This window comes from Demequina gelatinilytica (assembly GCF_000971115.1).
GTDB lineage: Bacteria > Actinomycetota > Actinomycetes > Actinomycetales > Demequinaceae > Demequina > Demequina gelatinilytica.
This window is the reverse complement of the sequence record NZ_BBLV01000008.1, coordinates 89,768-113,957: the sequence shown is the minus strand read 5'-3', so window position 1 is coordinate 113,957 and position 24,190 is coordinate 89,768. Positions and strand designations below refer to the sequence as shown.

The 24,190-nt window shown below is 71.8% G+C and carries 23 protein-coding genes, 1 tRNA gene and 1 pseudogene; 20 read left to right on the top strand and 5 right to left on the bottom strand.

Annotation, left to right across the window (positions count from 1 at the left end; all coding sequences use genetic code 11):
• The first annotated feature begins 16 nt into the window (after positions 1–16).
• The 5 genes from AOM00_RS08395 to AOM00_RS08375 are packed head-to-tail and all read left to right on the top strand — an operon-like array spanning position 17 to position 2,952.
• A complete protein-coding gene (locus AOM00_RS08395; protein WP_369345429.1) occupies positions 17–421 on the top strand; it encodes a YceD family protein in 405 nt (134 codons plus the stop codon).
• Between the two features lie 2 nt (positions 422–423).
• Complete coding sequence (gene rpmF / locus AOM00_RS08390) at positions 424–618, top strand: 50S ribosomal protein L32 (RefSeq protein ID WP_062288819.1); 195 nt, start codon at positions 424–426, stop codon at positions 616–618.
• A gap of 30 nt (positions 619–648) precedes the next feature.
• Positions 649–1,347, top strand: a complete 699-nt coding sequence (gene rnc, locus AOM00_RS08385; RefSeq protein WP_062517366.1) for a ribonuclease III — start codon at positions 649–651, stop codon at positions 1,345–1,347.
• 36 nt (positions 1,348–1,383) lie between these two features.
• On the top strand, positions 1,384–2,313 hold the full coding sequence (gene mutM / locus AOM00_RS08380) for a bifunctional DNA-formamidopyrimidine glycosylase/DNA-(apurinic or apyrimidinic site) lyase (protein ID WP_062517365.1): 930 nt from the start codon (positions 1,384–1,386) through the stop codon (positions 2,311–2,313).
• 21 nt (positions 2,314–2,334) lie between these two features.
• On the top strand, positions 2,335–2,952 hold the full coding sequence (locus AOM00_RS08375) for a response regulator (protein ID WP_062299823.1): 618 nt from the start codon (positions 2,335–2,337) through the stop codon (positions 2,950–2,952).
• A gap of 109 nt (positions 2,953–3,061) precedes the next feature.
• Here the strand turns inward: AOM00_RS08375 and AOM00_RS08370 are convergent, their stop codons facing one another.
• The 5 genes from AOM00_RS08370 to AOM00_RS08350 are packed head-to-tail and all read right to left on the bottom strand — an operon-like array spanning position 3,062 to position 10,451.
• The gene (locus AOM00_RS08370; protein WP_169746830.1) at positions 3,062–4,657 is read right to left on the bottom strand and encodes a GAF domain-containing sensor histidine kinase; all 1,596 of its coding nucleotides are present in this window, start codon (positions 4,655–4,657) and stop codon (positions 3,062–3,064) included.
• Positions 4,658–4,682: 25 nt separating this feature from the next.
• Positions 4,683–6,338, bottom strand: a complete 1,656-nt coding sequence (cydC, locus tag AOM00_RS08365) for a thiol reductant ABC exporter subunit CydC (protein WP_062517363.1) — start codon at positions 6,336–6,338, stop codon at positions 4,683–4,685.
• The gene (locus tag AOM00_RS08360; protein ID WP_062517362.1) at positions 6,335–7,927 is read right to left on the bottom strand and encodes an ABC transporter ATP-binding protein/permease; all 1,593 of its coding nucleotides are present in this window, start codon (positions 7,925–7,927) and stop codon (positions 6,335–6,337) included. The genes cydC and AOM00_RS08360 overlap by 4 nt, the downstream gene beginning before the upstream one ends.
• Positions 7,928–8,965, bottom strand: coding sequence for a cytochrome d ubiquinol oxidase subunit II (gene cydB / locus AOM00_RS08355; protein WP_062517361.1), 1,038 nt, complete (start codon positions 8,963–8,965; stop codon positions 7,928–7,930).
• Between the two features lie 13 nt (positions 8,966–8,978).
• Entirely contained in the window at positions 8,979–10,451 is a 1,473-nt protein-coding gene (locus tag AOM00_RS08350; RefSeq protein ID WP_062517360.1) for a cytochrome ubiquinol oxidase subunit I, read from the bottom strand.
• Positions 10,452–10,900: 449 nt separating this feature from the next.
• Here AOM00_RS08350 and AOM00_RS08345 point away from each other — a divergent pair.
• The 15 genes and pseudogenes from AOM00_RS08345 to AOM00_RS08280 all read left to right on the top strand — a co-directional run.
• A pseudogene (locus AOM00_RS08345) lies at positions 10,901–13,306 on the top strand (Rne/Rng family ribonuclease); the annotation flags it as partial.
• Positions 13,307–13,666: 360 nt separating this feature from the next.
• The gene (gene rplU, locus AOM00_RS08340; RefSeq protein WP_062299802.1) at positions 13,667–13,975 is read left to right on the top strand and encodes a 50S ribosomal protein L21; all 309 of its coding nucleotides are present in this window, start codon (positions 13,667–13,669) and stop codon (positions 13,973–13,975) included.
• Between the two features lie 14 nt (positions 13,976–13,989).
• Positions 13,990–14,241, top strand: coding sequence for a 50S ribosomal protein L27 (gene rpmA, locus AOM00_RS08335; RefSeq protein ID WP_062303964.1), 252 nt, complete (start codon positions 13,990–13,992; stop codon positions 14,239–14,241).
• A 130-nt stretch (positions 14,242–14,371) separates the two neighbouring features.
• On the top strand, positions 14,372–15,898 hold the full coding sequence (gene obgE / locus AOM00_RS08330) for a GTPase ObgE (RefSeq protein WP_062517358.1): 1,527 nt from the start codon (positions 14,372–14,374) through the stop codon (positions 15,896–15,898).
• A 34-nt stretch (positions 15,899–15,932) separates the two neighbouring features.
• The gene (proB, locus tag AOM00_RS08325) at positions 15,933–17,048 is read left to right on the top strand and encodes a glutamate 5-kinase (protein WP_062517357.1); all 1,116 of its coding nucleotides are present in this window, start codon (positions 15,933–15,935) and stop codon (positions 17,046–17,048) included.
• A 185-nt stretch (positions 17,049–17,233) separates the two neighbouring features.
• Positions 17,234–18,517, top strand: coding sequence for a glutamate-5-semialdehyde dehydrogenase (locus AOM00_RS08320; protein ID WP_062517356.1), 1,284 nt, complete (start codon positions 17,234–17,236; stop codon positions 18,515–18,517).
• Between the two features lie 67 nt (positions 18,518–18,584).
• A complete protein-coding gene (locus tag AOM00_RS15610) occupies positions 18,585–18,731 on the top strand; it encodes a hypothetical protein (RefSeq protein ID WP_169746829.1) in 147 nt (48 codons plus the stop codon).
• A 1-nt stretch (position 18,732) separates the two neighbouring features.
• Complete coding sequence (gene nadD / locus AOM00_RS08315; RefSeq protein ID WP_062517355.1) at positions 18,733–19,329, top strand: nicotinate-nucleotide adenylyltransferase; 597 nt, start codon at positions 18,733–18,735, stop codon at positions 19,327–19,329.
• On the top strand, positions 19,322–20,938 hold the full coding sequence (locus AOM00_RS15790) for a hypothetical protein (protein ID WP_228373449.1): 1,617 nt from the start codon (positions 19,322–19,324) through the stop codon (positions 20,936–20,938). Before nadD ends, AOM00_RS15790 begins: the two co-directional genes overlap by 8 nt.
• On the top strand, positions 20,935–21,297 hold the full coding sequence (gene rsfS / locus AOM00_RS08305; protein WP_062517353.1) for a ribosome silencing factor: 363 nt from the start codon (positions 20,935–20,937) through the stop codon (positions 21,295–21,297). Before AOM00_RS15790 ends, rsfS begins: the two co-directional genes overlap by 4 nt.
• Positions 21,294–21,914 carry a histidine phosphatase family protein gene (locus AOM00_RS08300; RefSeq protein WP_062517352.1) on the top strand — a complete coding sequence of 207 codons (621 nt, stop codon included), beginning with the start codon at positions 21,294–21,296 and terminating at the stop codon, positions 21,912–21,914. Before rsfS ends, AOM00_RS08300 begins: the two co-directional genes overlap by 4 nt.
• Entirely contained in the window at positions 21,911–22,540 is a 630-nt protein-coding gene (locus tag AOM00_RS08295; RefSeq protein WP_062517351.1) for a histidine phosphatase family protein, read from the top strand. The genes AOM00_RS08300 and AOM00_RS08295 overlap by 4 nt, the downstream gene beginning before the upstream one ends.
• A gap of 66 nt (positions 22,541–22,606) precedes the next feature.
• Positions 22,607–22,679: transfer RNA gene (locus AOM00_RS08290), tRNA-Ala, on the top strand.
• A gap of 144 nt (positions 22,680–22,823) precedes the next feature.
• Positions 22,824–23,822, top strand: a complete 999-nt coding sequence (locus AOM00_RS08285) for a DUF1648 domain-containing protein (protein WP_062517350.1) — start codon at positions 22,824–22,826, stop codon at positions 23,820–23,822.
• On the top strand, positions 23,806–24,162 hold the full coding sequence (locus tag AOM00_RS08280; protein ID WP_062517349.1) for a GntR family transcriptional regulator: 357 nt from the start codon (positions 23,806–23,808) through the stop codon (positions 24,160–24,162). Before AOM00_RS08285 ends, AOM00_RS08280 begins: the two co-directional genes overlap by 17 nt.
• The last annotated feature ends 28 nt before the right edge of the window (positions 24,163–24,190 follow it).

Below are 24,190 nucleotides of genomic sequence, written 5' to 3'. Positions count from 1 at the left end.
GCCCGAAGGTGCGGAGGTGAGGCTCGAGCTGAGCCTCGAATCCGTGCAGGAGGGCATCTGGGTCTCCGGAACCGTCCACGGGACGGCGATCGGGGAGTGCGGACGATGCCTGGACGAGGTGCGGCAAGAGATTGCGGCGTCGGTCCAGGGACTGTTCGAGTACCCCGACTCGCGCACCGCGGGCGAGGACGAGGCTTCAGAGGACGTGTTCGAGTTCGATGGTGAGAACCTCGAGCTCGAGCAGGTGGTGAGGGACGCGGTGGTGACGAGCCTCCCGTTCACGCCGCTGTGTGACCCGGCTTGCCCGGGGCTGTGCGACCAGTGTGGCGCGCGGCTCGCGGACGACCCCGATCACGCGCACGAGGTGCTGGACCCGAGGTGGGCCGCACTCCAGAGTTTTACCGACGAGAAAGAGAGTTAGCCGTGGCTGTTCCGAAGCGCAAGATGTCGCGCAGCAACACGCGTGCACGTCGCTCGCAGTGGAAGACGACCGCTGCCGACCTTTCGACGTGCCCCCAGTGCAAGGCCGACAAGCTGCAGCACACCGCGTGCCCGTCGTGCGGTGCCTACAACGGGCGCCAGTACGTCGAGGCGCTGCGCACCGAGCACGCGGGCTGAGCCCCGCGCGCGGTGGCGTGACGCGAGCGTATGAGCATTCCAGGGCAGCAGTCAGCTGACGCCCTGATCAGCAGGTTGGGTGTCCTCGTGGACCCCGACCTGCTGGTGCTCGCGCTCACCCACCGTTCGTTCGCGTACGAGGCCGGCGGCCTCCCGACGAACGAGCGGCTGGAGTTCCTGGGCGACTCCGTCCTCGGGGTGGTCGTCACCGACCGCCTCTACCACGCCCACCCCGATCTGCCCGAGGGCGAGCTCGCGAAGATGCGAGCCGCATGCGTCTCGCAGCGTGCCCTCGCGGTCGTGGCCCGCGAGATCGGCCTGGGCCCGTGCATCCTGCTGGGCAAGGGCGAGCGCGCCACCGGCGGGAACGACAAGGACTCGATCCTCTGCGACGCCTTCGAGGCGATCCTGGGCGCGATCTACCTCACGCACGGCATCGACGTGACCCGTGAGGCCATCCTGCGCCTGCTGGGCCCCAGCCTCGAGGCCGCCGCCACGTCCGGCGTCGCGCTCGACTGGAAGACCTCCCTCCAGGAGGCCTGCGCCGAGCGAGGGCTCGGGAGCCCCGTCTACAGCGTCACGGGCGAGGGCCCGGACCACGCGCGCCGCTTCACCGCCACCGTCCTCATCGCGGGGGAGCCGAAGGGCTCCGGCACCGGCACCGCCAAGAAGCATGCCGAGCAGGACGCCGCCGCCGAGGCGTACGCGGCCATCACCACCGTCGACTGACGCGCACCGTCCAGCACCCTCCGCCTGAGCCGCACGATGCCTGAGCTTCCCGAGGTCGAGGTCGTCCGCCGGGGGCTCGCCTCGCTCGTCGCGGGGGCACGCGTCGCCGCCGTCGACATCTACCGCGACTCATGCGTGCGCCTCCTTCCGGGCGGCCCGGCAGAGTTCTCCGCGGAGGTCGTGGGCCTGACCCTGTCGCGCATCGTGCGCCGCGGGAAGTTCCTGTGGTGCGAGCTCGCACCCGAGCCCGGTGACGATGCGCCGCTCCTCGCGTTGTCGGCGCACCTGGGGATGTCGGGGCAGTTCCGCGTCCACACGGACGCGCCGCCGCCGCACCGTCATTGCCGCGCGCGGCTCACGCTCGCCGCGCCCGCGCTCGTGCTCGACTTCCTCGACCAGCGCACGTTCGGCTACCTGCATGTCGAGCCGCTCGTGCCCACGCCCGACGGCGGCCCCGGGGGCGAGGGCACGCCCCTGCCGCTGCTGCCGGCGTCCGTCGCGCACATCGGTCGCGATGCGCTCGACCCGGCGCTGGACGATGCCGCCGCCTCCCGCGCGCTCCGACGCGGGTCTCGCGGCATCAAGCAGGTGCTGCTCGACCAGACGGTGGTGAGCGGGATCGGCAACATCTACGCCGATGAGGCGCTGTGGCTCGCGCGCGTGCATCCCGAGCGGTCCGCGCACGCGGTCACGCCGGCGCAGTCCCGCGAGATCCTCGCCGCGGCCCGCGAGGTCATGGGCCGCGCGCTCGCGCAGGGCGGCACCAGCTTCGACGCCCTCTACGTCAACGTCAACGGGGAGTCGGGGTACTTCTCGCGCTCGCTCGAGGCGTATGGGAGGGCAGGGGAGCCCTGCTCGCGATGCGGGTCCCTGCTCCGCCGGGAGAGCATCGGCGGCCGGTCCACGCATTGGTGCGCGCGGTGCCAGCGCCGATGGTCTGCGCGTCGCTCAGGTCCTGGGTCCTAGGACCGCAGTATCATTTGCCCTATGTCTGACATCACGGTGCTGGTGCTCGACGACCACGAGGTCGTCCGACGCGGAATCTGCGACATCCTCGAGCGCGCCGACGGCATCGCCGTCGTCGCGGAGGCCTCGACCGTGGCGCAGGCCGTGCGCCGCGCCGAGGCGGTGCGTCCGCAGGTGATCCTCTCCGACCTCCGCCTCCCGGACGGGACGGGGCTCGACGTCATCAACCATGTGCGCGCGAAGCTGCCCGAGACCCACATCGTGGTGCTGACCTCGTACGACGACGACGAGGCACGTGCCGCCGCGCGCAACGCGGGCGCCGACGTGTTCCTCGCGAAGACGGCGGACTCGCACGAGGTCCTCAAGGCGGTGCGCGACGCCGCCTCGGGCCGCGAGCACGGACAGCACATCTCGGTCCACGAGGACGATGTGGTCGCTCGCCTCACCCCGATGGAGCGCCGCGTGCTCGACCTGGTCGGTGCGGGGCTCGCCAACCGCGAGATCGCGGAGAAGCTGGGCATCGCCGAGAAGACCGTGAAGAACCACGTCACGAGCGTGCTCGCGAAGATGGGCCTGCAGCGCCGTACGCAGGTGGTCGCGTGGGCCACCGCGAAGCGCGCGCACTCGTTCCGCGGCTAGCCTCCGGCATCACGCTCGTCCACACCGATCGAGCGCGGATCCACACGAACCCCCGGGGCTGATCATCCTGATGATCGGCCCCGGGGGTTCGGCGTCTGAAAGGTGCGGATCAGCGTCCGGCGGCCTCGACGTTCCACTCGGCCACGGTGCCGGGTCGTACCGCGCCCGGTCGGGACGGCGCGAGCGTGAAGGTGCCGTTGCGCCGCAGCGCGCGGTTGGCGAGGTTCGACGTGCCGGAGTGTCGGTTGGTGGCGCCGCCGGGTCCGATGCCGTCGTCGGAGACCGTGACGGAGACACGCCCGTCCGCACCCGACAGCGCCATGTAGACCTCGGAGGCCTCGGAGTGGCGCGCGACGTTGGACAGCAGCTCGCGGACCACCGCGACCACGTCGTCGGACAGCGACGGATCGCCCGCGATCGCGTGGGAGAGCTGCGCCCAGTCGACCTGCACGCGCGGGGCGAAGCCGAGCGAGTCCGTCCCCATCACGATCTCGCGCCGGATGCGCTCGGAGATGGGCTCGGACGTGCGGTGGCCGGCCAGGGAGCTCATGACGCCGCGGACCTCGCGCTGCGCGCGCTTGACGTGGTCGAGCGTGCGCAGCAGGCGCGCTGACAGCGAGCCCTCGACATCGGAGGCGATCGACTCGATCTGCATCGCGGTCGCGAAGAGCTCCTGCGACACGAAGTCGTGGAGGTCGTCCGCGAGGCGCTGCCGCTCCTCGAGGAGCGTGGTCATGTTCTTCACATGCGACAGCTCCGCGACGGACAGCGCCATGGCGGCCTGGGTCGCGAAGCGTTGCGCGATCTCGAGGTCCTCGAACGTGAACGACGGCATCCCCCGGTCGCGCCACAGCATGAGCAGGCCTACCGGCTTGTGCTCGGCGGACAGCGGCGCGTACATGGTGGGCCCGAACTCCTGCACGGCCTCGAGCACGATCGACCCCGGCGGCTCCGTCGCGATGACGCCCTCGCCCGAGCGGATCGCCTCGATCGCGCGCCCCTGCGCCGGCAGCTCGAGGCCCAGCAGATCCTGGGCGCGCGGGCCCGCGGTGATCTCCATGGTCCAGGTCTCGTCGACGCCGGGCAGCACCAGGGCGACGTTGACCGCCCCCGCGAGGTCCTTCGCGGACCGGACGATGGTCTCGAAGACCTCCTCGTCGCCCGGGTCCGCGAGCAGCGCCGTGGTGATGTCCTGCGACGCGGTGAGCCAGCGCTCGCGCGCAAGGGCCTTCTCGTACAGCACCGCGTTGTCGATCGCGACGGACGCGGCGGCCGCGAGGGCCTCGACCGCGGCCTCGTCCTCGGGGGTGAACTCGCCCGGCTTGCTCGCGAGGTAGAGGTAGCCGAACACGCTGCCGCGCACCCGGAGCGCGGTGCCCAGGAACGAGCCCATCGGCGGGTGGTGCTTGGGCATGCCCTGGAACGCGGGGTGCTGCATCAGGTCGGCGAGGACCAGGGTGCCCTCGTCGGGGATCTGGCCGAGCACACCGACGGCGTTCGGCGCACGCCTGATGTGCTCCCACACCCCCTCCGGCATGCCCTTGTAGTGGAAGTCCACGCTGATGCCCTCGTCGTCCAGCACGTTGATCGCCGCGAACTTCGCGCCCGTCTGGTCGACGAGCGCCGTGAGGAGCATGTCGAGCGTGTGATCGAGGTCGAGCTCGAGGTTGAGCGACACGATCGCATCGGTCATGGCGTCCGACAAGCGGGACTCCTTCTGGGGGGACGGGTCAGTCATCGAGGGTCACCACCGAATCCGCAAGGTCGAGGAGCGAGAGGTCGTGGGTGACGAGGACAACCGTACGGCCCTCGCCGCGCATCCGTGTCACCATCGCGCGCAGCGCGTCCGCGCCCGCGTCGTCCAGGTGCTCCGCCGGCTCGTCGATCAGCACCACGGGAGCAGGAACCAGGCTGGTCCGCGCGAGCAGGAGCCGACGGCGCTCGCCGCCCGACACGGTGCGCCCGCCGGCGCCGAGCTCGGTGCCGATGCCGTCGGGGAGGCTCCGGACCCATCCGTCGAGGCCGACGAGCGTGAGCGCGTCCCACGCCTCCGCCTCGTCCACGTCGCCACGGGCCACACGCAGGTTCTCGAGCACCGTGGTGCCGAACACGTGCGCATCCTCGGCGGTCATCGCGACCACGGAGCCCGTGAGCGCGGGGGAGGCGTCGGTGCCGCCGATCCGCACGGACCCGGCCGCCGGCGGAAGCGCGCCCGCGATGGTGGCGAGCATCGTCGTCTTGCCCACACCCGAGCGTCCCACGACGGCGAGGACCTCGCCTGGAGCGACCGTGGCGGTCACGGGCGGCGTCGGGGTCATACCCGGCCACGCGACGCTCAGCCCGTCGAGCGCGAGCGACGCGGCGTCCGGCGTGGAGGCCTCGGAGGTGGCCGACGCCTGCCCGGCGGCGTCCGCGTCGTCCGTGAGCTCCGCGAGACGGCGCGCCGCGGCCGCCGAGCGGAAGTACTGCTGCACCGCCGGCGGAACAGCGCCGACGGCCTCGAAGGCGGCCAGCGGGAGCAGCGCGACCACGGCTGCGAGCGGACCGTCGAGGTCGCCCGCGTGGACGGCCATGACGCCCATGGCGACCAGGGCCACGAGCGCGATACCCGAGAAGAGAGCCTGGGAGCCGGCGGCCCAGGCCGCGGGTCGCGCAGCGAGCTCGTGCGAGCGCTCGGACTCGACGTCGGCACGGGCGAGCGCCTCCGCGGCCTCGCCGCGGGTGCCCCAGACCCGATGCTCGGTCGCCCCGTCCATCGCGGACAGCGCCGCGGCGGAGACCTCCGCGCGAGCGCGCGTGCCTACGACGGCGGCGATGCGCGCCGAGCGCGCCGTGAGCACCGCGGGCACCGCGCCCGCGAGCACCAGGCATACCGCGAGCACCGCACCGGCGAGGGGCAGGATCGCGGCGACGATCCCGACGGAGATCGCGGACACCGTCACCGCGACCGCGACGGGGATGACGGCCCTCACGAGCACGTCCCCGATCGCGTCGAGGTCCGCGCCCATGCGGGCGACGATGTCACCGCGGCGGAGCCCGAGGATCCGGTGCGCATCGGACCCCGCGAGCCGGCTGTACGCGCGTTCGCGCAGGGTGACGACTCCTCGCAGCGCGGCGTCGTGGCTCGCGAGGCGCTCGAGGTAGCGGAACAGGCCCCGCGAGATGCCGAAGAAGCGCACGATGGTGGCCGCGAGGGCGATGTCGGCGGGGGACGGCATCTGAGCGGCCTTCGCGATGAGCCACGCGGCGACGGCAGCGAGCCCGACCGCGGAGCCCAACGCCATGGTGCCGGCGAGCACGGCGCGGACCACGGCCCAGCGGGACACGCCGGTCTCGCGGATCGCCTCGCGGAGCACGTCCAGGTCGGAGCGGGACGCGGCGCTCATGAGGGCGTCCCGGTCCGTGCGGCGGTGACCTCGACCACCGCGTCGGCCGCCGCGAGGACCTCGTCCTCGTGGGTCGCCACGATCACGGTCGCGCCCGCGTCGGCGAGCGCGCGCATGCGGGCGATGACGTCGCCGCGCGAGGCGCGGTCGAGGTGCGCGGTGGGCTCGTCGAGGAGCACCACGGGTCGGCCCGAGTCGAACGCGCGCGCGAGCGCCTCGCGCTGGCGCTGGCCGAGCGACAGGGTCCGTCCCGCGGGACCGAGGTCGGGACGCTGGGGCACCCACGCGAGATGGGCGAGCCACGAGGCCTCGTCGACGGCCTCCTGCGCCGTGAGGACCGGCACGCCTCCCACGGCCACCGCGCCGGCATCGGGCGTGAGGAGGCCGGTGAGCGCCAGCAGGGCGGTCGACTTGCCCTCGCCGTTGGGCCCGCGCAGCGCCGTGAGCGCGCCCGGCGCGGCGGAGAAGGAGAGGTCGGCGGGGGCGAGGCGGGCGCCGCCCGGCGTCGCGACCGACAGCCCGGCGACGTCGATCGCACGACCGCGCGGGTGGGGAGCGTCGCCGAGCGACGCGCGTGCCGGAGCGGCGTCCGGCTCGTCGAGAAGCGTGAACGCCGCGTCGGCGGCCGCGAGGCCGTCCGCGGACGCGTGGAAGTGCATGCCGACGTTGCGCAGCGGCAGGTACGCCTCGGGGGCGAGCACGAGCACCGCGAGCGCGGTCTCGATGCCGATGCCTCCGGCGACCAGCCGGAAGCCCATGGTCACCGCGACGATCGCGACGGCGAGGGTGGTGAGCAGCTCGAGCACCATGCCCGACAGGAACGCCACCCGGAGCGATCCCATGGTGGCGCGCCGCTGCGCGTCGCCGAGCTCGCGCACGCGCGCGGCCGGTCCATGCTCACGGCCGAGCGCCTTGAGCGTGGGGAGGCCCTCGATGAGATCCAGGGTGCGCGCGCCGAGGCGCTGCATCGCGGCGAGATGACGCGCGGAGCGCTCCTGCGTGACGAGCCCGACGAGGATCATGAAGATCGGCACGAGCGGCAGCGTGGCGACCACGATCACGGCGGACAGCCAGTCGAGGCCGAGGATCACCACGATCATCACGGGGGTCACCGTGAGCGCGAGCGCGAGCTGCGGCAGGTAGCGCACGAAGTACGGGAGGAGGTCGTCGAGCCCGCGGGTCACGAGCGTGGCGACCTGTGCGGTGCGCCCTCCGGTGTCCCAGCGTGGGCCCCGGGATGCGACATGCGCGACGACCCGCTCGCGCAGCTCCGAGATCACGCGCACGCCGGCGCGGTGCGCGAGGCGCTCCTGGAGCCAGGCGAGCGCGGTTCGGGTGAGCACGACGAGCGCCAGGAGGCTCAGCCCGGTCGCGAGGGTGCGGGCGCCCTCCGGCACCAGACGCCCCCACCAGTGCAGCCCGTCGTCCGTGAGGTCGGTGGGGGAGAGGACCGGCGCGAGCAGCCGCGCGACGAGCAGCGCCTGGGCGAGGATCAGCAGGGCCGTCAGAAAGCCCAAGCCCGCCGTCACGAGGATGTAACGGCGGGCCGGGCCGATCCGACGGATGAGCCTCGGATCGATGGGCTTCATCTAGGCGTTGGTCTTCCGCTTCGGGAAGAAGGTGAGCTCGTTGTGCTCGGGGATGTGCTCCATCGACAGGCGCTTGCGGAACACCCAGTAGGTCCACGCCTGGTAGGCCAGCACCACGGGCGTCATCACGACCGCGACCCAGGTCATCACCGTGAGCGTGTAGTCGGTCGACGACGCGTTGTCGACCGTGAGCGAGTTCGCCTCGTCGAGCGCCGGCATGACGTTGGGGAACATCGCGCCGAAGATCAGCACCACCGCGCCCACGATCGCGATCGCGTTGGACACGAACGCCCAGCCGAAGCGGCCCTTGACGGTCGAGAACCACGCACCCACCAGGGCGACCGCGGCGAGCGCGACGGCGGCCCAGGTCCACGTGTTGCGGGAGTACGCGAGCTGCGCCCACACGGCCCACACACCGGCCACCACGATCGCGACGAGCGACGCCTTGCGGGCGAACGCCTCCGAGCGCTCACGGATCTCGCCGTCGGTCTTGAGCGACAGGAAGATCGCGCCGTGGGACAGGAAGATCGCGAGCGTCACCAGGCCGCCGAGCAGGGCGAACGGGTTGAGCAGGTCGAAGAAGTTGCCCGCGTACTGGTGGTCGGCGTCGAGGTTGACACCGCGGACCAGGTTCGCGAACGCGACGCCCCACAGGATCGAGGGCACCCACGCGGATCCGATGATCACGTAGTCCCAGCGGGTGCGCCAGGTCTGGTCGTTGATCTTGCCGCGGTACTCGATCGCGACCGCGCGGACGATGAGCGCGACCAGGATGAGCAGCAGCGGCAGGTAGAAGCCGGAGAACAGGGTCGCGTACCACTCCGGGAAGGCGGCGAAGGTCGCGCCGCCAGCGGTGAGGAGCCACACCTCGTTGCCGTCCCACACGGGGCCGATGGTGTTGAGCACCACGCGGCGGCCCTTGTTGGATCGGCCGATGATCGGCATGAGCATGCCGACGCCGAAGTCGAAGCCCTCGAGGACCAGGTAGCCCGTCCACAGGACGGCGATCAGGATGAACCAGAACTCAGGAAGAGACATGAGCGGGGACTCCTCAGTACGCGAACGACAGCGGGGTCGCGTCGTCGTCGGATCGGACGGTGGGCTCCTCGACCCGCGGTGCGCCCTCGACGGCGTACCGCTGCATGAGGCGGAACCAGAACACGGCGAGCACGGCGTACACCACGGTGAACGTGATCATCGACGTGAGGATCTCGCCGGCGCTGACCGACGAGGAGACGCCGAACTGCGTCATGAGCATCACCTGGTCGGATCCGGTCGGGTTGGGCGCCACGACGAACGGCTGGCGCCCCATCTCCGTGAAGATCCAGCCGAAGCTGGCCGCGGCGAACGGCATCGGGAGCGACACGAGCGCGAGCGTGCTCATCCACTTGGGCAGCGCGGCGCCCTTCTTCCGGGTGAACCAGAAGATGCCCAGCGCGAGTGCGGCGGAGAACGCCGCGAGCCCGATCATGAGGCGGAACGACCAGTACGTCACCGCGAGGTTGGGCTGGTAGGTGATCTCCTCGCCGTCGGCGGTCGTCGCGCCGTAGCGCTCGGCGTACTGCTCCTGGAGCTCGTCGAGGCCCGTGACCTCCGCGTTCCAGTCGCCCGTGGCCATGTAGGACAGCAGGCCCGGGATGGTGATGATGTGGTTGACGGACTCGCAGTCGTCGCCCGCGAGGTTGCCGATCGTGAGGATCGAGAACGCGGCCGGCTGCTCCGACTCGCACAGGCCCTCGGCGGCGGCCATCTTGATGGGCTGCTGCTTGAACATCAGCTTCGCCTGCAGGTCGCCGGTGATGATGACCGCGATGCCCGACAGGATCATGACCAGCGCGCCGAAGCGCGCGGCCGTGCGGTACATCGGGAGGTCGGCGTGGTCCGCGTCCTGGCGCTGACGGCGGAACATCCAGTAGACGGCGATGCCGGCGACGAACGTGCCTGCCACCAGGAACGCCGTGGCGATCACGTGCGGGAACGCGACCAGCGTCGTGTTGTTCGTGAGCACGGCGCCGATGTCGGTCATCTCGGCGCGGCCCGTCTCGGGGTTGTACTCGGCGCCGACGGGGTGCTGCATCCACGAGTTGGCGGCGATGATGAAGTAGGCCGAGAGCGTCGAGCCGATCGCGAAGGCCCACACGGTGAGCAGATGCAGCTTCTTGGGCAGCCGGTCCCAGCCGAAGATCCACAGCCCCAGGAAGGTCGACTCGAGGAAGAACGCGAGCAGCGCCTCCATCGCGAGCGGGGCGCCGAACACGTCGCCGACGAAGCGCGAGTACTCGGACCAGCTCATGCCGAACTGGAACTCCTGGACGATGCCGGTGGCGATGCCCAGCGAGAAGTTGATGAGCAGCAGCTTCCCGTAGAACTTGGTCAGGCGCAGCCACTTCTCGTTGCCGGTGCGGACCCAGGCCGTCTGCATGATCGCGACGAGGACCGACAGTCCGATGGTGAGGGGCACCAGGACGAAGTGGTAGACCGTCGTGATGCCGAACTGCCAGCGCGCGAGTTCAAGCGCTTCCATGGGCGGGGACCTCCTTGGTTACTTAAGCAGAGAAACTAGTGCGCAGGGACCTTCGTCGCATCGGGACGATGGTCCCGCCCGTCCTGCCGACACCAGCATCGTCGCCTACGGCTCGCCTCGTGTCAGGGATCACGGCGTTGTGCCGAGCAGGAAATTGCGGCGCGCGGACCCGCGGATGCCCGGGATGCGAGCCGCCTGTGACACAATGGCGGGCAGGTCAGACGTCCAGCCACACCGGGCGTCAACCGCGCGACAGACGCAGCAAGGACGCAGCAGCCAGTCTCGACCGATCTCGCCGGCCTACAGGCCGCAGGTGGGAAATCGGGGATAGGCGCTCACCATCGCCGCTGTCCGCCGCGACCAGCAGACTTCCGTGGTCACCATCCGTGAGCCGCGAACGACGATGATGTCGAGACCGCGTGTGGGCGGTCTCGATTCGAGGTACCCGCGTGAGCGAGGAAAACACCACCCCCGAAAGCCCCGTGGCTGCGCCGCTGTTCCAGGCGCCGGAGCCCACCCGTTCGCGCCGAGCGTCGGCGCCCGCCGGACCGCCTGCCGCGGTGACGCCGCCCGCGGCGTCGCCGTTCTCGGCTCCCGAGCCCGCGGCGCCCGCCGCATCGGCCGGCGGTGACAGCGGCGAGGACAAGCCCAAGCGGAAGCGCTCGACCGCGAAGAAGAAGCCCAAGGCGGACAAGCCCGCCGAGGCCGAGGGCGAGCAGCCCACCGAGAAGCCCGAGGGCTCCGACAAGGCGGCGGACAAGCCCGCCGACAAGCCTGCGGCGAAGGCGTCCGAGAAGGCCGCCGACGCATCCGAGGCCCCGTCCCAGGGCGACGACGGCTCCGACGACGACTCCGAGGGCGCGGCGCGCCGTCGCCGTCGCCGTGGCGGTCGCGGCCGTGGCAAGAAGAAGCCCGGCGAGGGCGGCGAGGCCACCGAGGGCGGCGAGGACGCTTCCGTCGAGCCCGCCGAGTCCGACAAGGCCGCAGAGCAGGCCGAGGGCGACCAGGCCGACGCCCCGGGCGAGGGCGACGGCGAGGGTGAGGGCGGCTCGCGTCGCCGTCGCCGCCGCAGCCGCGGCTCGCGTTCCGGCTCGGGCTCCGGCTCCTCCGGGGGCTCCTCGTCCTCGAGCGACGACCAGCTCCAGGGCTCGACCCGTCTCCAGGCCAAGCGCCAGCGTCGTCGCGACTCCCGCGACGGCCAGCGCCGCCGGCCCGTGATCTCCGAGGCCGAGTTCCTCGCGCGTCGCGAGTCCGTCAAGCGCTCGATGGTGGTGCGCGAGAAGGACGGCCGCGTCCAGATCGCCGTGCTCGAGGACGATGTCCTGGTCGAGCACTACGTGTCCCACCAGGCGCAGCAGTCGATGGCGGGCAACGTCTACCTGGGCCGCATCCAGAACGTGCTGCCCGGTATGGAGGCCGCGTTCGTCGACATCGGCCGCGGCCGCAACGCCGTGCTCTACGCCGGCGAGGTCAACTGGGACGCCGCGGGCCTCGAGGGCAAGGCCAAGCGCATCGAGCTCGCGCTCAAGCCCGGCGACACGGTCATGGTGCAGGTCACCAAGGACCCGATCGGCCACAAGGGCGCCCGCGTCACTTCGCAGATCTCGCTCGCGGGCCGCTTCCTGGTCTACGTGCCCGGCGGCGGTGTCACCGGCATCTCCCGCAAGCTCCCCGACACCGAGCGCAACCGCCTCAAGAAGCTGCTGCGCGAGGTCATCCCGTCCGACGCGGGCGTGATCGTGCGCACCGCGGCCGAGGGCGCCTCGGAGGAGGAGCTCCGCGCGGACGTCGAGCGCCTCAAGCGCCAGTGGCAGACCATCCTCGACGAGTCGAAGCCCGGCACCAAGGCGCCGAAGCTGCTGCGCGGCGAGCCCGACATGGCCATCCGCGTGGTGCGCGACATCTTCAACGAGGACTTCGACTCGCTCACCATCCAGGGCGACGACACGTGGAACTCGCTGTCCATGTACGTCGGCCAGGTCGCGCCGGACCTCATGCCGCGCCTGCACAAGTTCACGGGCGACCGCGACGTGTTCGCGGAGTCCCGCATCGACGAGCAGCTCGCCAAGGGCATGGACCGCAAGGTCTGGCTGCCCTCGGGCGGCTCGCTGGTCATCGACCGCACCGAGGCGATGACGGTCATCGACGTCAACACGGGCAAGTTCGTCGGCAAGGGCGGCACGCTCGAGGAGACGATGACGCTCAACAACCTCGAGGCGGCCGAGGAGATCGTCCGCCAGCTGCGTCTGCGCGACATCGGCGGCATCATCGTCATCGACTTCGTCGACATGCTGCTCGAGGCCAACCGCGACCGTGTGCTGCGCCGCCTCATCGAATGCCTGGGCCGTGACCGCACCAAGCACCAGGTGGCCGAGGTCACCTCGCTGGGCCTGGTGCAGATGACGCGCAAGCGCGTGGGCCAGGGCCTGGTCGAGGCGTTCTCCGAGACCTGCGAGCACTGCAAGGGCCGCGGCTTCCTGGTCCACGGCGAGCCCGTGGCCGAGGCGAGCGAGAAGCAGCCCGAGGCGCGCCGTTCGCGCGGCTCGCGTGGCGGGCAGCAGAACAGGGGTCAGAGCCAGGGCCAGCAGGGCGGGCAGCAGCAGAAGCAGCCGCAGCCTGAGCCCAAGCAACCCGAGCCCGAGGTCCACCACGGTCCCGTGCAGGGGGAGACCCACGCGCTCGACGACCGCGAGGAGGCCCGTGCCGCCGTCAAGGCGACCCTCGCCTCGATCGCCGCGGCCGCCGAGAAGGCGCACCACCACGACGAGGTCGTGACGGACGCGGGCGACGCGGACAAGGTCATCGACGTGCCCATCGTGCTGCCTGAGCCCGACGTGCAGGAGGACGGCCGGTAGGCCCGTCCCGCTGCATCGTGAACGAGGCGCGTCCCGCGAGGGACGCGCCTCGTCGCATCTCCGGGCCCAGGAGCGCGGCGAGGCGCTTCCGGGGCCAGGCGGGCCCTGCGGGCCCGGTAGGATGGTCCCCGGACGTGCCGGCGACGGCATGTCGCAACGAGCTCCTCGGAGGCCGTCAACGCGGCCGGGGTGGCGACTCGCCGATCATGGCTCTCGGTTTGACCGAGCCGTGGTGAAGCGGGTACATTTGTACGTCGGCGCGCCGAGCGCTGAGGCCCTGCCTGCGCCCTCTGGGGAGCGGCTGCGGCAGGAAATCTGACCCCGTCTGGGGTTCATCAACGAGTTTCACGAGGAAAAATCATGGTGTACGCGATTGTGAAGGCCGGTGGCCGCCAGGAGAAGGTCTCCGTGGGCGACATCGTCGTGGTCGACCGTCTGAAGGCAGACGCCGGTTCGACCGTCGAGCTCGCTCCGGTGCTGCTCGTCGACGGTGACAAGGTCACCGCCGACGCGAAGGCGCTCTCCAAGGTGAAGGTGACCGCTGAGGTGGTGCGCGACGAGCGCGGCCCGAAGATCACCATCCTCAAGTACAAGAACAAGACTGGTTACCGCAAGCGCATTGGTCACCGCCAGGACCTCACGCGCCTCAAGGTCACCGGCATCAAGTAAGCGAGGAGACACTCATGGCACACAAGAAGGGCGCGAGCTCCTCGCGCAACGGTCGTGACTCGAACGCCCAGTACCTGGGCGTGAAGCGCTTCGGTGGTCAGGTCGTCAACGCCGGCGAGATCATCGTCCGCCAGCGTGGCACCCACTTCCACCCCGGCCTCAACGTCGGTCGTGGCAAGGATGACACCTTGTTCGCGCTGACCGCCGGTGCGGTGCAGTTCGGTCAGCGTCGTGGCCGCAAGGTCATCGACATCGTCGAGGCGTAAGCACTCGATCACAGAGCTTTACCAGTCAGGGGCGGCGCCGCGAGGCGACGCCCCTGACTCATATCTAGGCTGAGGACGATGCGGCGCCCGCTCGAGCGCGCACCGTCCGGCCACGTCTCAGGAGGCACCCATGGCATCGTTCGTCGACCGCGTGACGCTTCACGTCACGGCGGGCAACGGTGGCCACGGCGTCGCCTCCGTGCACCGCGAGAAGTTCAAGCCGCTCGGCGGCCCCGACGGCGGCAACGGCGGCCGCGGCGGCTCCGTCATCCTCGTGGTCGACCCGCAGGTCACCACGCTGCTCGACTATCACCACGCCCCGCACCGCACCGCGGAGAACGGCAAGCAGGGCGCCGGCGACATGCGCCACGGCGCGAACGCCGCCGACCTGCGCCTGGGCGTGCCGAGCGGCACCATCGTCAAGACCAAGGACGGCGAGGTCCTCGCGGACCTGGTCGGCGAAGGCGCCGAGCACGTGCTCGCGCAGGGCGGCCGCGGCGGCCTGGGCAACGCGGCCCTGGCCACGCAGAAGCGCAAGGCCCCCGGCTTCGCGCTGCTGGGCGAGCCGGGCGAGGAGGCGACCGCCGTCCTCGAGCTCAAGTCCATCGCCGACGTCGCGCTCGTGGGCTTCCCGAGCGCGGGCAAGTCGTCGATCATCGCCGCGATGAGCCGCGTGCGCCCCAAGATCGCGGACTACCCGTTCACCACGCTGGTGCCCAACCTGGGCGTCGTGGAGTCGGGCGGGACCAAGTACACGATCGCGGACGTGCCCGGCCTCATCGAGGGTGCCTCCGAGGGCAAGGGCCTGGGACACGACTTCCTGCGCCACATCGAGCGCTGCTCGGTGATCGCGCATGTGCTCGACACCGCGACCCTCGAGACCGAGCGCGACCCGCTGCGCGACCTCGACATCATCTCGAAGGAGCTGCGCGCGTACTCGGGCGACGAGGCGATCAGCGGCGTGCCGCTCGCCGAGCGTCCGCAGATCATCATCCTCAACAAGATCGACATCCCCGACGGCAAGGACCTCGCCGAGATCGTGCGGCCCGAGCTCGAGGAGCGCGGGATGCCCATCTTCGAGGTCAGCGCCGTGAGCCACGAGGGCCTACGCGAGCTGGGCTTCGCGCTCGCCGCGATGGTCGCCGAGGAGCGCGCGAAGGTGCCCGTCCTCGAGAAGGCGCCCATCGTCATCCGGCCCAAGGCCGTCGACGAGTCCGGCTTCACCGTCACGCATGTGCGCGACGGCGCCGAGGACTACTACCAGGTGCGCGGCGCCAAGGTCGAGCGCTGGGTCAAGCAGACCAACTTCGCCAACGACGAGGCCGTGGGCTACCTGGCCGACCGCCTCGCCAAGGCGGGCGTCGAGGAGCGGCTGTTCAAGGCGGGCGCGACCCCCGGCTGCGAGGTCGTCATCGGTCCGCGCCAGGGCGGCATCATGTTCGACTGGGAGCCGACCATGATGGCCGGCGCCGAGCTGCTGGGCCAGCGCGGCTCCGACCTTCGCATCGAGCAGCACGAGCGTCACCACCGTGCGACGCGTGCTGAGAAGCGCCAGGAGCACAAGGAGACCATGGACGCGCGCGCCGCGGCTCGCAAGGAGCTGTGGACCGAGCGCGACGCGGGCCACTGGACCGATCCGTCCCAGGACGACGAGTAGCCTTCTCGCAGGTATCCGTCCCCCGGGAGGTCACGTGAGCGAGGCGCGCACCGCTGTGGCGCAGGCACGGCGCATCGTCGTCAAGGTCGGGTCGTCGTCGCTCACCGGGCCGGGGGGACAGCTCGACGAGGCCCGCCTGGGCGCGCTGGTCGATGTGCTGGGCGAGGCCCGGGTCGGCGGCCGCGAGGTGCTGCTGGTGACCTCGGGCTCCATCGCGGCGGGAATCGGTCCGCTCGGGCTGAGCGCGCGGCCCACCAACCTCGAGCTGCAGCAGGCCGCGGCGTCGGTGGGACAGGGCAAGCTGGTGCACGCGTACACGGTCGCGTTCGCGCGATACGGGCTCACGGTCGGCCAGGTGCTGCTCACGGCGGATGACATGGTCCGCCGCGCGCACTACGGCAACGCCCGCCGCGCGCTCGAGTCGCTCCTTGCGCTCGGCGTGGTGCCCATCATCAACGAGAACGACACGGTCGCGACGGACGAGATCCGGTTCGGCGACAACGACCGCCTCGCGGCGCTGGTCGCGACGGCCGTCCGGGCCGACGCCTTGGTGCTGCTCACCGACGTGGACGCGCTCTACACGGCCGCGCCCGACAGTCCTGGGGCCAGCCGGATCTCGGAGGTGCGGGGCGCCGAGGACCTCCACGGGATCGACATCTCCCGTCGCGGCTCGGCGGTGGGCACCGGCGGCATGATCACCAAGATCGAGGCCGCGTCGCTCGCGACGGCGTCGGGCGTGCGGGTGGTCCTCGCCGGGGCGCACGATGCGGCACGCGCCGTCGCGGGGGAGGACGTGGGCACGCTGTTCCACCCCACGGGCAAGGCCGAGACCACGCGCCTCCAATGGCTCGCGGACGCCGCGAAGACCCGCGGAGGCATCGTCCTCGACGACGGCGCGGTGCGGGCGCTGCGCGGCCGTCAGGCGTCGCTGCTCGCGGCAGGCGTGGTGGAGATCCGGGGCGACTTCGAGGCGGGGGAGCCGGTGGACCTGATCGCGCTCGACGGCGCGCTGGTCGCGCGCGGCTTCGCCGGGTTCTCCTCCGACGAGGCCGACCGCATGAAGGGGCTCTCCACGGAGGCGCTCGGCGAGGTGCTGGGCGAGGCGTATGCGCGCGAGCTCATCCACATCGACCACCTCGTGGTGCTGTAGCCCGCTGACAGCCTTCCCCGACAGTTCCAACGGAACGTGTCCCGGGTTGACGGCGTGTCGGCCCCGTCGCGCTATGCAGCGCGGCGTGTCGCCGCGAGATCCGTTGCTGCTGTCAGGAGGGGGGAAGGGGGAAGGTGCCACCTCGCCCTGGGCAGGCACCTTCCGGGCTCCTACACTCGACAGACATGACCGAGACCGCGATCCCCACCGACATCGAGTCCGCCGTCCTCGAGGCCTGCCGCCGAGCGAAGCTCGCGTCCCGCGCGCTCGCGACGGCCACCACGACCGTCAAGAACGACGCCCTGCACGCGATGGCCGATGCGCTGGTCGCCCAGGCGGCACGCATCGTCGAGGCGAACGCCGAGGACCTCGAGCGGGGCCGCGCGAACGACATGAGCCCGGGTCTGCTCGACCGCCTTGCGCTCGACGAGGGCCGCATCGCCAAGATCGCGGAGGCGCTGCGCTACGTCGCGACGCTGCCCGACCCCGTGGGCGAGATCAAGCGCGGCTCGACGCTTCCCAACGGCATCCGCCTCATCCAGAAGGCCGTCCCGATGGGCGTGGTCGGCATGATCTACGAGGCGCGGCCCAACGTCACCGTCGACGCCGCGGGGCTGTCGCTCAAGTCCGGCAACGCGGCGGTGCTGCGCGGCGGCTCGGCGGCAGCGAGCTCCAACGAGGTCATCGTCGCCGTGCTCCAGGACGCTCTCGAGTCCGTGGGCCTGCCCCGCGACGCCGTGCAGTCGATCGACGCGTACGGGCGCCCCGGCGCGAAGGTGCTGATGAACGCGCGCGGGCTGGTCGATGTGCTGGTCCCGCGCGGCGGCCGCGACCTCATCCAGACCGTGGTCCGCGAGTCCACGGTGCCCGCGATCGAGACCGGCGAGGGCAACTGCCACGTCTACCTCGACGCCTCCGCGCCGCTCGAGCGCTCGCTCGCGATCGTGCTCAACTCCAAGACCCATCGCGTCGGCGTGTGCAACGCCGCGGAGACGCTGCTGGTCCACAAGGACTGCGCGGACAACCTGCCGGTGATCCTCGAGGCGCTCCACGAGGCGGGGGTCACCATCCATGCCGACGATGCCGCGGCGGACCTCGCACCGGCGAACGTGCCCACGGTGCCGGCGACCGAGGAGGACTGGGCGACCGAGTACCTGTCGCTCGACCTCGCGGTCAAGGTGGTCGACTCCATGGAGGAGGCGCTCCAGCACATCGCGCGCTACTCGACCGGTCACACCGAGGCGATCGTCACCAACGACATCGACGCCTCGCAGCGCTTCGTCGCGCACATCGACTCGGCCGCCGTCATGGTCAACGCCTCGACGCGCTTCACGGATGGCGGCGAGTTCGGGCTCGGGGCCGAGATCGGGATCTCGACCCAGAAGCTGCACGCGCGCGGCCCGATGGGCCTCGGCGAGCTCACCACGACCACCTGGGTCGCGTACGGCGAGGGCCACATCCGTCCCTGAGGTCACGATGCGCACCCAGGCTCACGCATCGGTGCCATAATCGCGGGAGACAACAGGAGGAGTCCCCATGATCACCGAGGCCGTCGAGACCACGTCGCACGTCGTCAACGAGCTGCCCATCCCGGCCGAGGCGATCGGCCTGCTCGCATTCACCGCGCTCATGGGGCTGCTGTTCGTGACGTACGCGTTCCGGAGCGTCGGCACGCGTCACTGACGTGAGCACGCCCCTCGCTCGCGTGGGCGTGCTGGGCGGCACGTTCGACCCGATCCACCACGGCCATCTCGCCGCGGCATCGGAGGTGTGCGCGCGGCTGGGCCTGGATCAGATCCTGCTGACCCCGGCGCACTCGCAGCCGTTCAAGCAGGGGTACGACACCGAGACGCCCGCGCACCGGCTCGCGATGTGCGAGCTCGCGGCCGCCGAGGACGACCGCTTCGCGGTGTCGCCCGTGGACATCGAGCGCGGCGGGGTGACCTACACCGTCGACACCCTGACGGACCTGCGGGAGCAGCGGCCCGATGCGGAGCTGTTCTTCATCACGGGGGCCGATGCGATCGCCAGGCTGCCGGAGTGGAGGGAGCCGGAACGGCTCCTCGAGCTGGCCACCTTCGTGGGCGTGACACGTCCAGGTCACTCTTTGGCTGAGGGCGACACGCCGCATATCCTGGTGGAGGCTCCCGCCCTGGCGATATCGTCTACCGATGTGCGTCGCCGGGTGAGGGCCGGGTTGCCGATCCGCTACCTTGTACCCCGATCCGTGGCCGACTACATCGCCGAGAACGGGCTCTACTACGGAGGACTTGATGACTGACCAGGGCAGGCCTTTGTCGCGCAGAGAGCGTCGCGAGGTCGAGGCCAGGAAGGCCGCCCCGGACCAGCCCACCACACCCATCCCCACCAACGTCGCCGGACCGGAGACGCACCCGGACGGCACGCCGCTCACGCGCAAGGAGCGTCGCGAGCTCGAGCGCGCGCAGCGCCCTCTCGAGACGTGGACGCGCGAGGAGGAGCTCATCGCGACGGGCCAGCTGCCCGCGATGACACCCGAGATGCTCGACGCGCAGGAGCTCATCGCGCGTCGCCGCGCGGCAGAGCCGGCACCTGAGCCGGAGCCCGAGGCCGTCGTCGAGCCCGAGGCTGTCGTCGAGGCCGAGCCCGAGCCGGAGGCTGTCGTCGAGCCCGAGCCCGAGCCCGAGCCGGAGCCGGAGGCTGTCGTCGAGCCGGAGCCGGAGCCCGAGCCGGAGCCCGAGGCTGTCGTCGAGCCGGAGCCCGAGTCCGAGCCCGAGCCTGAGCCAGTGCAGCTCGCGGCCCCGTGGGAGGGCTTCGCTGCCGAGGTCGCCGCGGCGCAGGAGCAGGCGCCTGTCGACGATGAGGCGGCTCAGCCCGCGCCGTTGGAGGAGCCGCTCCCCAGCGGCGCGATCGACGCGATCCCGGAGGAGTACCGCCACCTGTTCCCGCCCGGCTCGCTCCAGGCGCGACGCCTCGAGGAGCGTCAGCAGGGCGAGGCGGAGACCTTCACGGAGGAGCCCTCCGCCGAGCCTCTCGAGGACGAGGCCCGCGAGGACGAGCCGCACGGCGGCGAGTCGGCGGCCGCCCCTGCGGAGCCGGAGGAGGACCCGGCCGCGGAGATCCGCAGGCTGACCGCGCAGGCGATGGCCGGGATCAACGCGACCCAGCAGATCCACCGGGTGCACGCTGCCGACGAGGCGCCCGCGCCCGAGGCCGCGCACGCGCCGGTCGAGGAGCCGGTCGAGGACGCCGGTACCGAGGCGGTCGAGCCCGAGCCCGAGACTGAGTCTGAGGCCCGCTCCGAGGAGCCCGCCGGCCTCGATCCGTTCTGGGCGCCGCCCGCCCAGGGCCCGGACACGCAGGCCACCGAGGTGCTCGACCCGGCCGAGGTCTACGCGCTCGCGGCGCAGGAGGACATCACCCCCGGCTACGGCGAGACCGTCGCGGCACCGACCACGCCCGAGCAGCCCGCTGCGCCCGTCGAGGCTCAGCCGGAGCCCGCGCTGGCGACCCCGACCGGCGGAGCCGCCATCGTGCCGGCGGGCCTGCGCCCGGTGGCCCCCGCCGCCGCCTCGGCTCCCACGGTGTGGGACTCGCACCCGCTCGCTCAGGCGCAGCCCCGCGAGGTCGCGGACTACGCGCCGTCGGAGGACATCCCGGTCCCCGACTTCACCAAGATCATGCACGGGTACGCGGGTTCGGCGACCTCCGCCGGCACCGCGCCGTCGGGCCACGTGGGCGACGCCGCGCGCGAGACGGACACCACGGCGGCCGAGTTCCTGCGCCGTCCGATGCCCGAGGACACCGAGGAGGGGGCGCACCACTTCGCGTGGGCGCACCTCGCGGTGATCGGTGCGGTCGCCTTCCTGCTCGGTGTGCTCGTGTGGCACCTCACGGGGAACGCCGGATGACGGCCACGGAGAGGGCGCTCGAGCTGGTCCGTGCCGCCGCGCACGCCGCCGACGCGAAGAAGGCCGAGGACATCGTCGCGCTCGACGTGTCGGCGCATCTGCCGCTCGCGGACGCGTTCGTCATCGCATCGGCGTCCAACGAGCGTCAGGTGGTCGCGGTGGCCGAGGCCGTCGAGGAGGCGCTGCACGGGCTCGGCGCGAAGGCCGCGCGGCGCGAGGGCATCCGCGAAGGGCGCTGGGCGCTGCTCGACTTCAACGACGTGATCGTGCATGTCATGCACGACGAGGAGCGCGGGTACTACGAGCTCGAGCGGCTCTGGAAGGACTGCCCGGTCATCGACCTCGGGCTGGGGGAGTGACGCGGCTGTTCCTGGTCCGCCACGGCCAGACCGACTGGAACCGCGAGGGCAGGCTCCAGGGGTCCACGGACATCCCGCTCAACTCGACGGGCCGCGCGCAGGCGCACGCCGCCGCATCATCCCTGTGGCCGGAGCTCGCCGACGATGCCGTGGTCGTGTCCTCGCACCTCGACCGCGCGGCGGAGACCGCACGGATCATCGTGGGTGACCGCCCGGTCGCGCTTCACCGGGACGCGCGTCTCGCAGAACGGCGCTACGGACCGTGGGAGGGCCTCCTGGGGCACGAGCGCGCCGAGCGCTACCCCGACGAGGACGCGGCCTGGCGCGCCGGCTTCGAGCCGGATTTCGACGGGTACGAGAGCCACGCCGAGGTGGCGGCGCGCATGGTCGCCGCGGTCGACGACTGGACCGCGAGCGTGGCGGGGGACCTTGTCCTGGTCGCGCACGGCTCCTCGGGACGCATGCTGCTCCTCGCGCTGCTCGGGTTGCCCTTCGAGGGGCGCACGCTCGGCAGCCTTCACAACGCGGCATGGTCGCGGCTGGTCCCCGCCGCCGCCGGCGGATGGTCCCTCGAGGCGCACAACGTGGGTGCGCCCGCACCGGGGAGGTCGCTGTGACCGTCCTCGTGCTCATGCGCCACGGCCGTACCGGCTTCAACGCCGAGGGCCGCCTCCAGGGGTCGCTCGACGTGCCTCTCGGGGACGAGGGCCGCGCCGATGCCAGGGCCGCCGCTCAGGCGCTCGCGCGCGAGTACGGGATCCCCGACCGCATCGTGTGCTCGCCCTTGCTGCGCGCGGCTGACACCGCGGCGGAGCTGTCCGCGGTCACGGGGGTGCCCGCGAAGCCCGACGCGCGCCTCACGCAGCGCTCCTACGGCGCGTGGGAGGGCCTCACCTGGGACGAGGTGCGTGCACGGTGGCCCGAGGGCTATGAGCGGCGCATGCGAGGGCTCGACCCGGACATCGAGGGCTGGGGCGGAGCCGCCGAGGTCGCGGAGCGGGTGGCGGAGGGCCTCATCGCGGCGTGCGAGGGTGCGCGCATGGCGGTCGTGGTGAGCCACGGCTCGGCGATCATGCTCGGCTCGCTCGCGCTGCTCGGCCTCGACGTGCATTCCCAGGTGCTCGGCAAGCTGCCGCACGCGCACTGGAATGTGCTCGAGGGCGGTCCCGGCCGATGGTCCATGGTCCGCTACGGCCACTCCGCAGCATCGTCCCTGGCAGAACGCCTGCCTGAGGCCGATTAACACTTGACGCAGAATCTGGGCTAATATCTTTCTTGCTCTCAGGAGCACGGAATCCGCAAGGATGACGGGGCTGTGGCGCAGCTGGTAGCGCACCTGCATGGCATGCAGGGGGTCAGGGGTTCGAGTCCCCTCAGCTCCACGAAGTGTTGAGACAGCACTTGATCGAAAGGCCGCCCTTCGGGGCGGCCTTTCGTGTTTCCCGACCGGGATGATGGCCCGGGGGCCGCGCCGACGTGACTCGTAAGTGTTATAGTTCCTCTATAACAACTAATGAGGAGCGGTGATGGCGGAGAAGGATGGCGCGTACGGCAGGGCGGCGGCGGTCGGCGTCGTCGCGCCCGCCGTCCTGTCGGTGGGTGCGCTCGCGGCGATCGTGGCGATGATCGGCGACCTGCCCGATCCGGTGGCGACCCACTGGAGCGGCAGCGGACCCGACGGCTTCTCCTCGCCGGAGCTTGTGCTGGTGATGACGGGAGCGGTCGGCGGAGCGCTGCCGATCGCGCTCGGGGTGTCGGTGCTCGGATCGATCCGCCGCGGGGAGCGTGGCTTCGTGCTCCGCCTCCTGCCCTCGGTGGCGCTGGGCCTCTCGACTCTCATGGGCGTGCTCATGGTGGGCTCGATCGCGATGCAGCGAGGGCTCCCGGACGCGGCCGATGCGCCGTCGATCCTCCCGGTCCTCGCCTGGGGGCTGGGCGCGGCGCTCGTCGCGGGTGCCACGGGTTGGCTGGTGCAGCCGCGGCACGAGGCCACGGCACCGGCCGCCGCACCCGCGCGGCCCCTCGCGCTCGCGCCGGGGGAGCGCGCCGTGTGGGTGGGGCGCTCGGAGATGCGGCCCGCCGCGCTTGCCGCGATCATCGGTGGTGTCGCCGTGGCGACGCTGGCGGCGCTGGCGAACTGGGTGGTGGGCGACACGGCGGTCGCGATCGTCGTGACGTGCGTGGCGCTGCTGCTCGCCGTGCTCGCGGCGTCGCTCACGGTCTTCCACGTGCGCGTCGATGCCTCCGGGCTGACCGTACGGTCCGCCGCGCGGCTCGTGCGGATGCGCGTGCCGGCGGAGGACGTGGCGTCGGCCTCGGCGATCGAGGTCTCGGGGCTGTCGCAGTTCGGCGGGTACGGCATCCGCCACATCCCGGGGGCGACGGCGGTGGTGTTGCGATCGGGGTCCGCGCTCGAGGTGACGCGCGGCTCGGGCCGGCGCTTCGTGGTCACGCTCGACGACGCCGCCACCGCCGCCAGCGTGCTCGCCGCCGTCGCGGAGGACGCTCATGCTGCTCAGGATTGATCCCGACTCGAGCGCCGCGCTCTACGACCAGATCGCGGGCTCGGTGCGTCGCGAGGTGGCTGCGGGCAGGCTCGCCGCGGGCGAGCGGCTGCCGTCCGCCCGGGACGTCGCCGAGGCGCTCGACGTCAACCTCCACACGGTGCTCAAGGCCTATCAGCTGCTGCGCGACGAGGGCCTGGTGGAGATGCGCCGCGGCCGGGGCGCGGTGGTCTCCGCGCGGGCCGACGCCTTCGCGGAGCTGCGTGCGGAGGCGGCGGCGCTCGTCGCGCGCGCCCGCACGCTCGGGGTGGGTGCCGATGCGCTCGCCGCGCTCGTGAGGACGGCCGCGGAGGAGGCTTGACAGGACCGGGGGCCCCGCATCGTGCGAT

Bases quoted from the DNA above. Each gene is read 5' to 3' on its own strand.
- AOM00_RS08350 (WP_062517360.1), bottom strand. From the start codon at position 10,451: ATGGAAGCGCTTGAACTCGCGCGCTGGCAGTTCGGCATCACGACGGTC.
- AOM00_RS08280 (WP_062517349.1), top strand. From the start codon at position 23,806: ATGCTGCTCAGGATTGATCCCGACTCGAGCGCCGCGCTCTACGACCAG.
- mutM (WP_062517365.1), top strand. From the start codon at position 1,384: ATGCCTGAGCTTCCCGAGGTCGAGGTCGTCCGCCGGGGGCTCGCCTCG.
- cydB (WP_062517361.1), bottom strand. From the start codon at position 8,965: ATGTCTCTTCCTGAGTTCTGGTTCATCCTGATCGCCGTCCTGTGGACG.
- AOM00_RS15790 (WP_228373449.1), top strand. From the start codon at position 19,322: ATGACTGACCAGGGCAGGCCTTTGTCGCGCAGAGAGCGTCGCGAGGTC.
- rplU (WP_062299802.1), top strand. From the start codon at position 13,667: ATGGTGTACGCGATTGTGAAGGCCGGTGGCCGCCAGGAGAAGGTCTCC.
- obgE (WP_062517358.1), top strand. From the start codon at position 14,372: ATGGCATCGTTCGTCGACCGCGTGACGCTTCACGTCACGGCGGGCAAC.
- rsfS (WP_062517353.1), top strand. From the start codon at position 20,935: ATGACGGCCACGGAGAGGGCGCTCGAGCTGGTCCGTGCCGCCGCGCAC.
- rpmA (WP_062303964.1), top strand. From the start codon at position 13,990: ATGGCACACAAGAAGGGCGCGAGCTCCTCGCGCAACGGTCGTGACTCG.
- AOM00_RS08375 (WP_062299823.1), top strand. From the start codon at position 2,335: ATGTCTGACATCACGGTGCTGGTGCTCGACGACCACGAGGTCGTCCGA.
- AOM00_RS08285 (WP_062517350.1), top strand. From the start codon at position 22,824: ATGGCGGAGAAGGATGGCGCGTACGGCAGGGCGGCGGCGGTCGGCGTC.
- AOM00_RS15610 (WP_169746829.1), top strand. From the start codon at position 18,585: ATGATCACCGAGGCCGTCGAGACCACGTCGCACGTCGTCAACGAGCTG.
- cydC (WP_062517363.1), bottom strand. From the start codon at position 6,338: ATGAGCGCCGCGTCCCGCTCCGACCTGGACGTGCTCCGCGAGGCGATC.
- rnc (WP_062517366.1), top strand. From the start codon at position 649: ATGAGCATTCCAGGGCAGCAGTCAGCTGACGCCCTGATCAGCAGGTTG.
- AOM00_RS08320 (WP_062517356.1), top strand. From the start codon at position 17,234: ATGACCGAGACCGCGATCCCCACCGACATCGAGTCCGCCGTCCTCGAG.
- AOM00_RS08360 (WP_062517362.1), bottom strand. From the start codon at position 7,927: ATGAAGCCCATCGATCCGAGGCTCATCCGTCGGATCGGCCCGGCCCGC.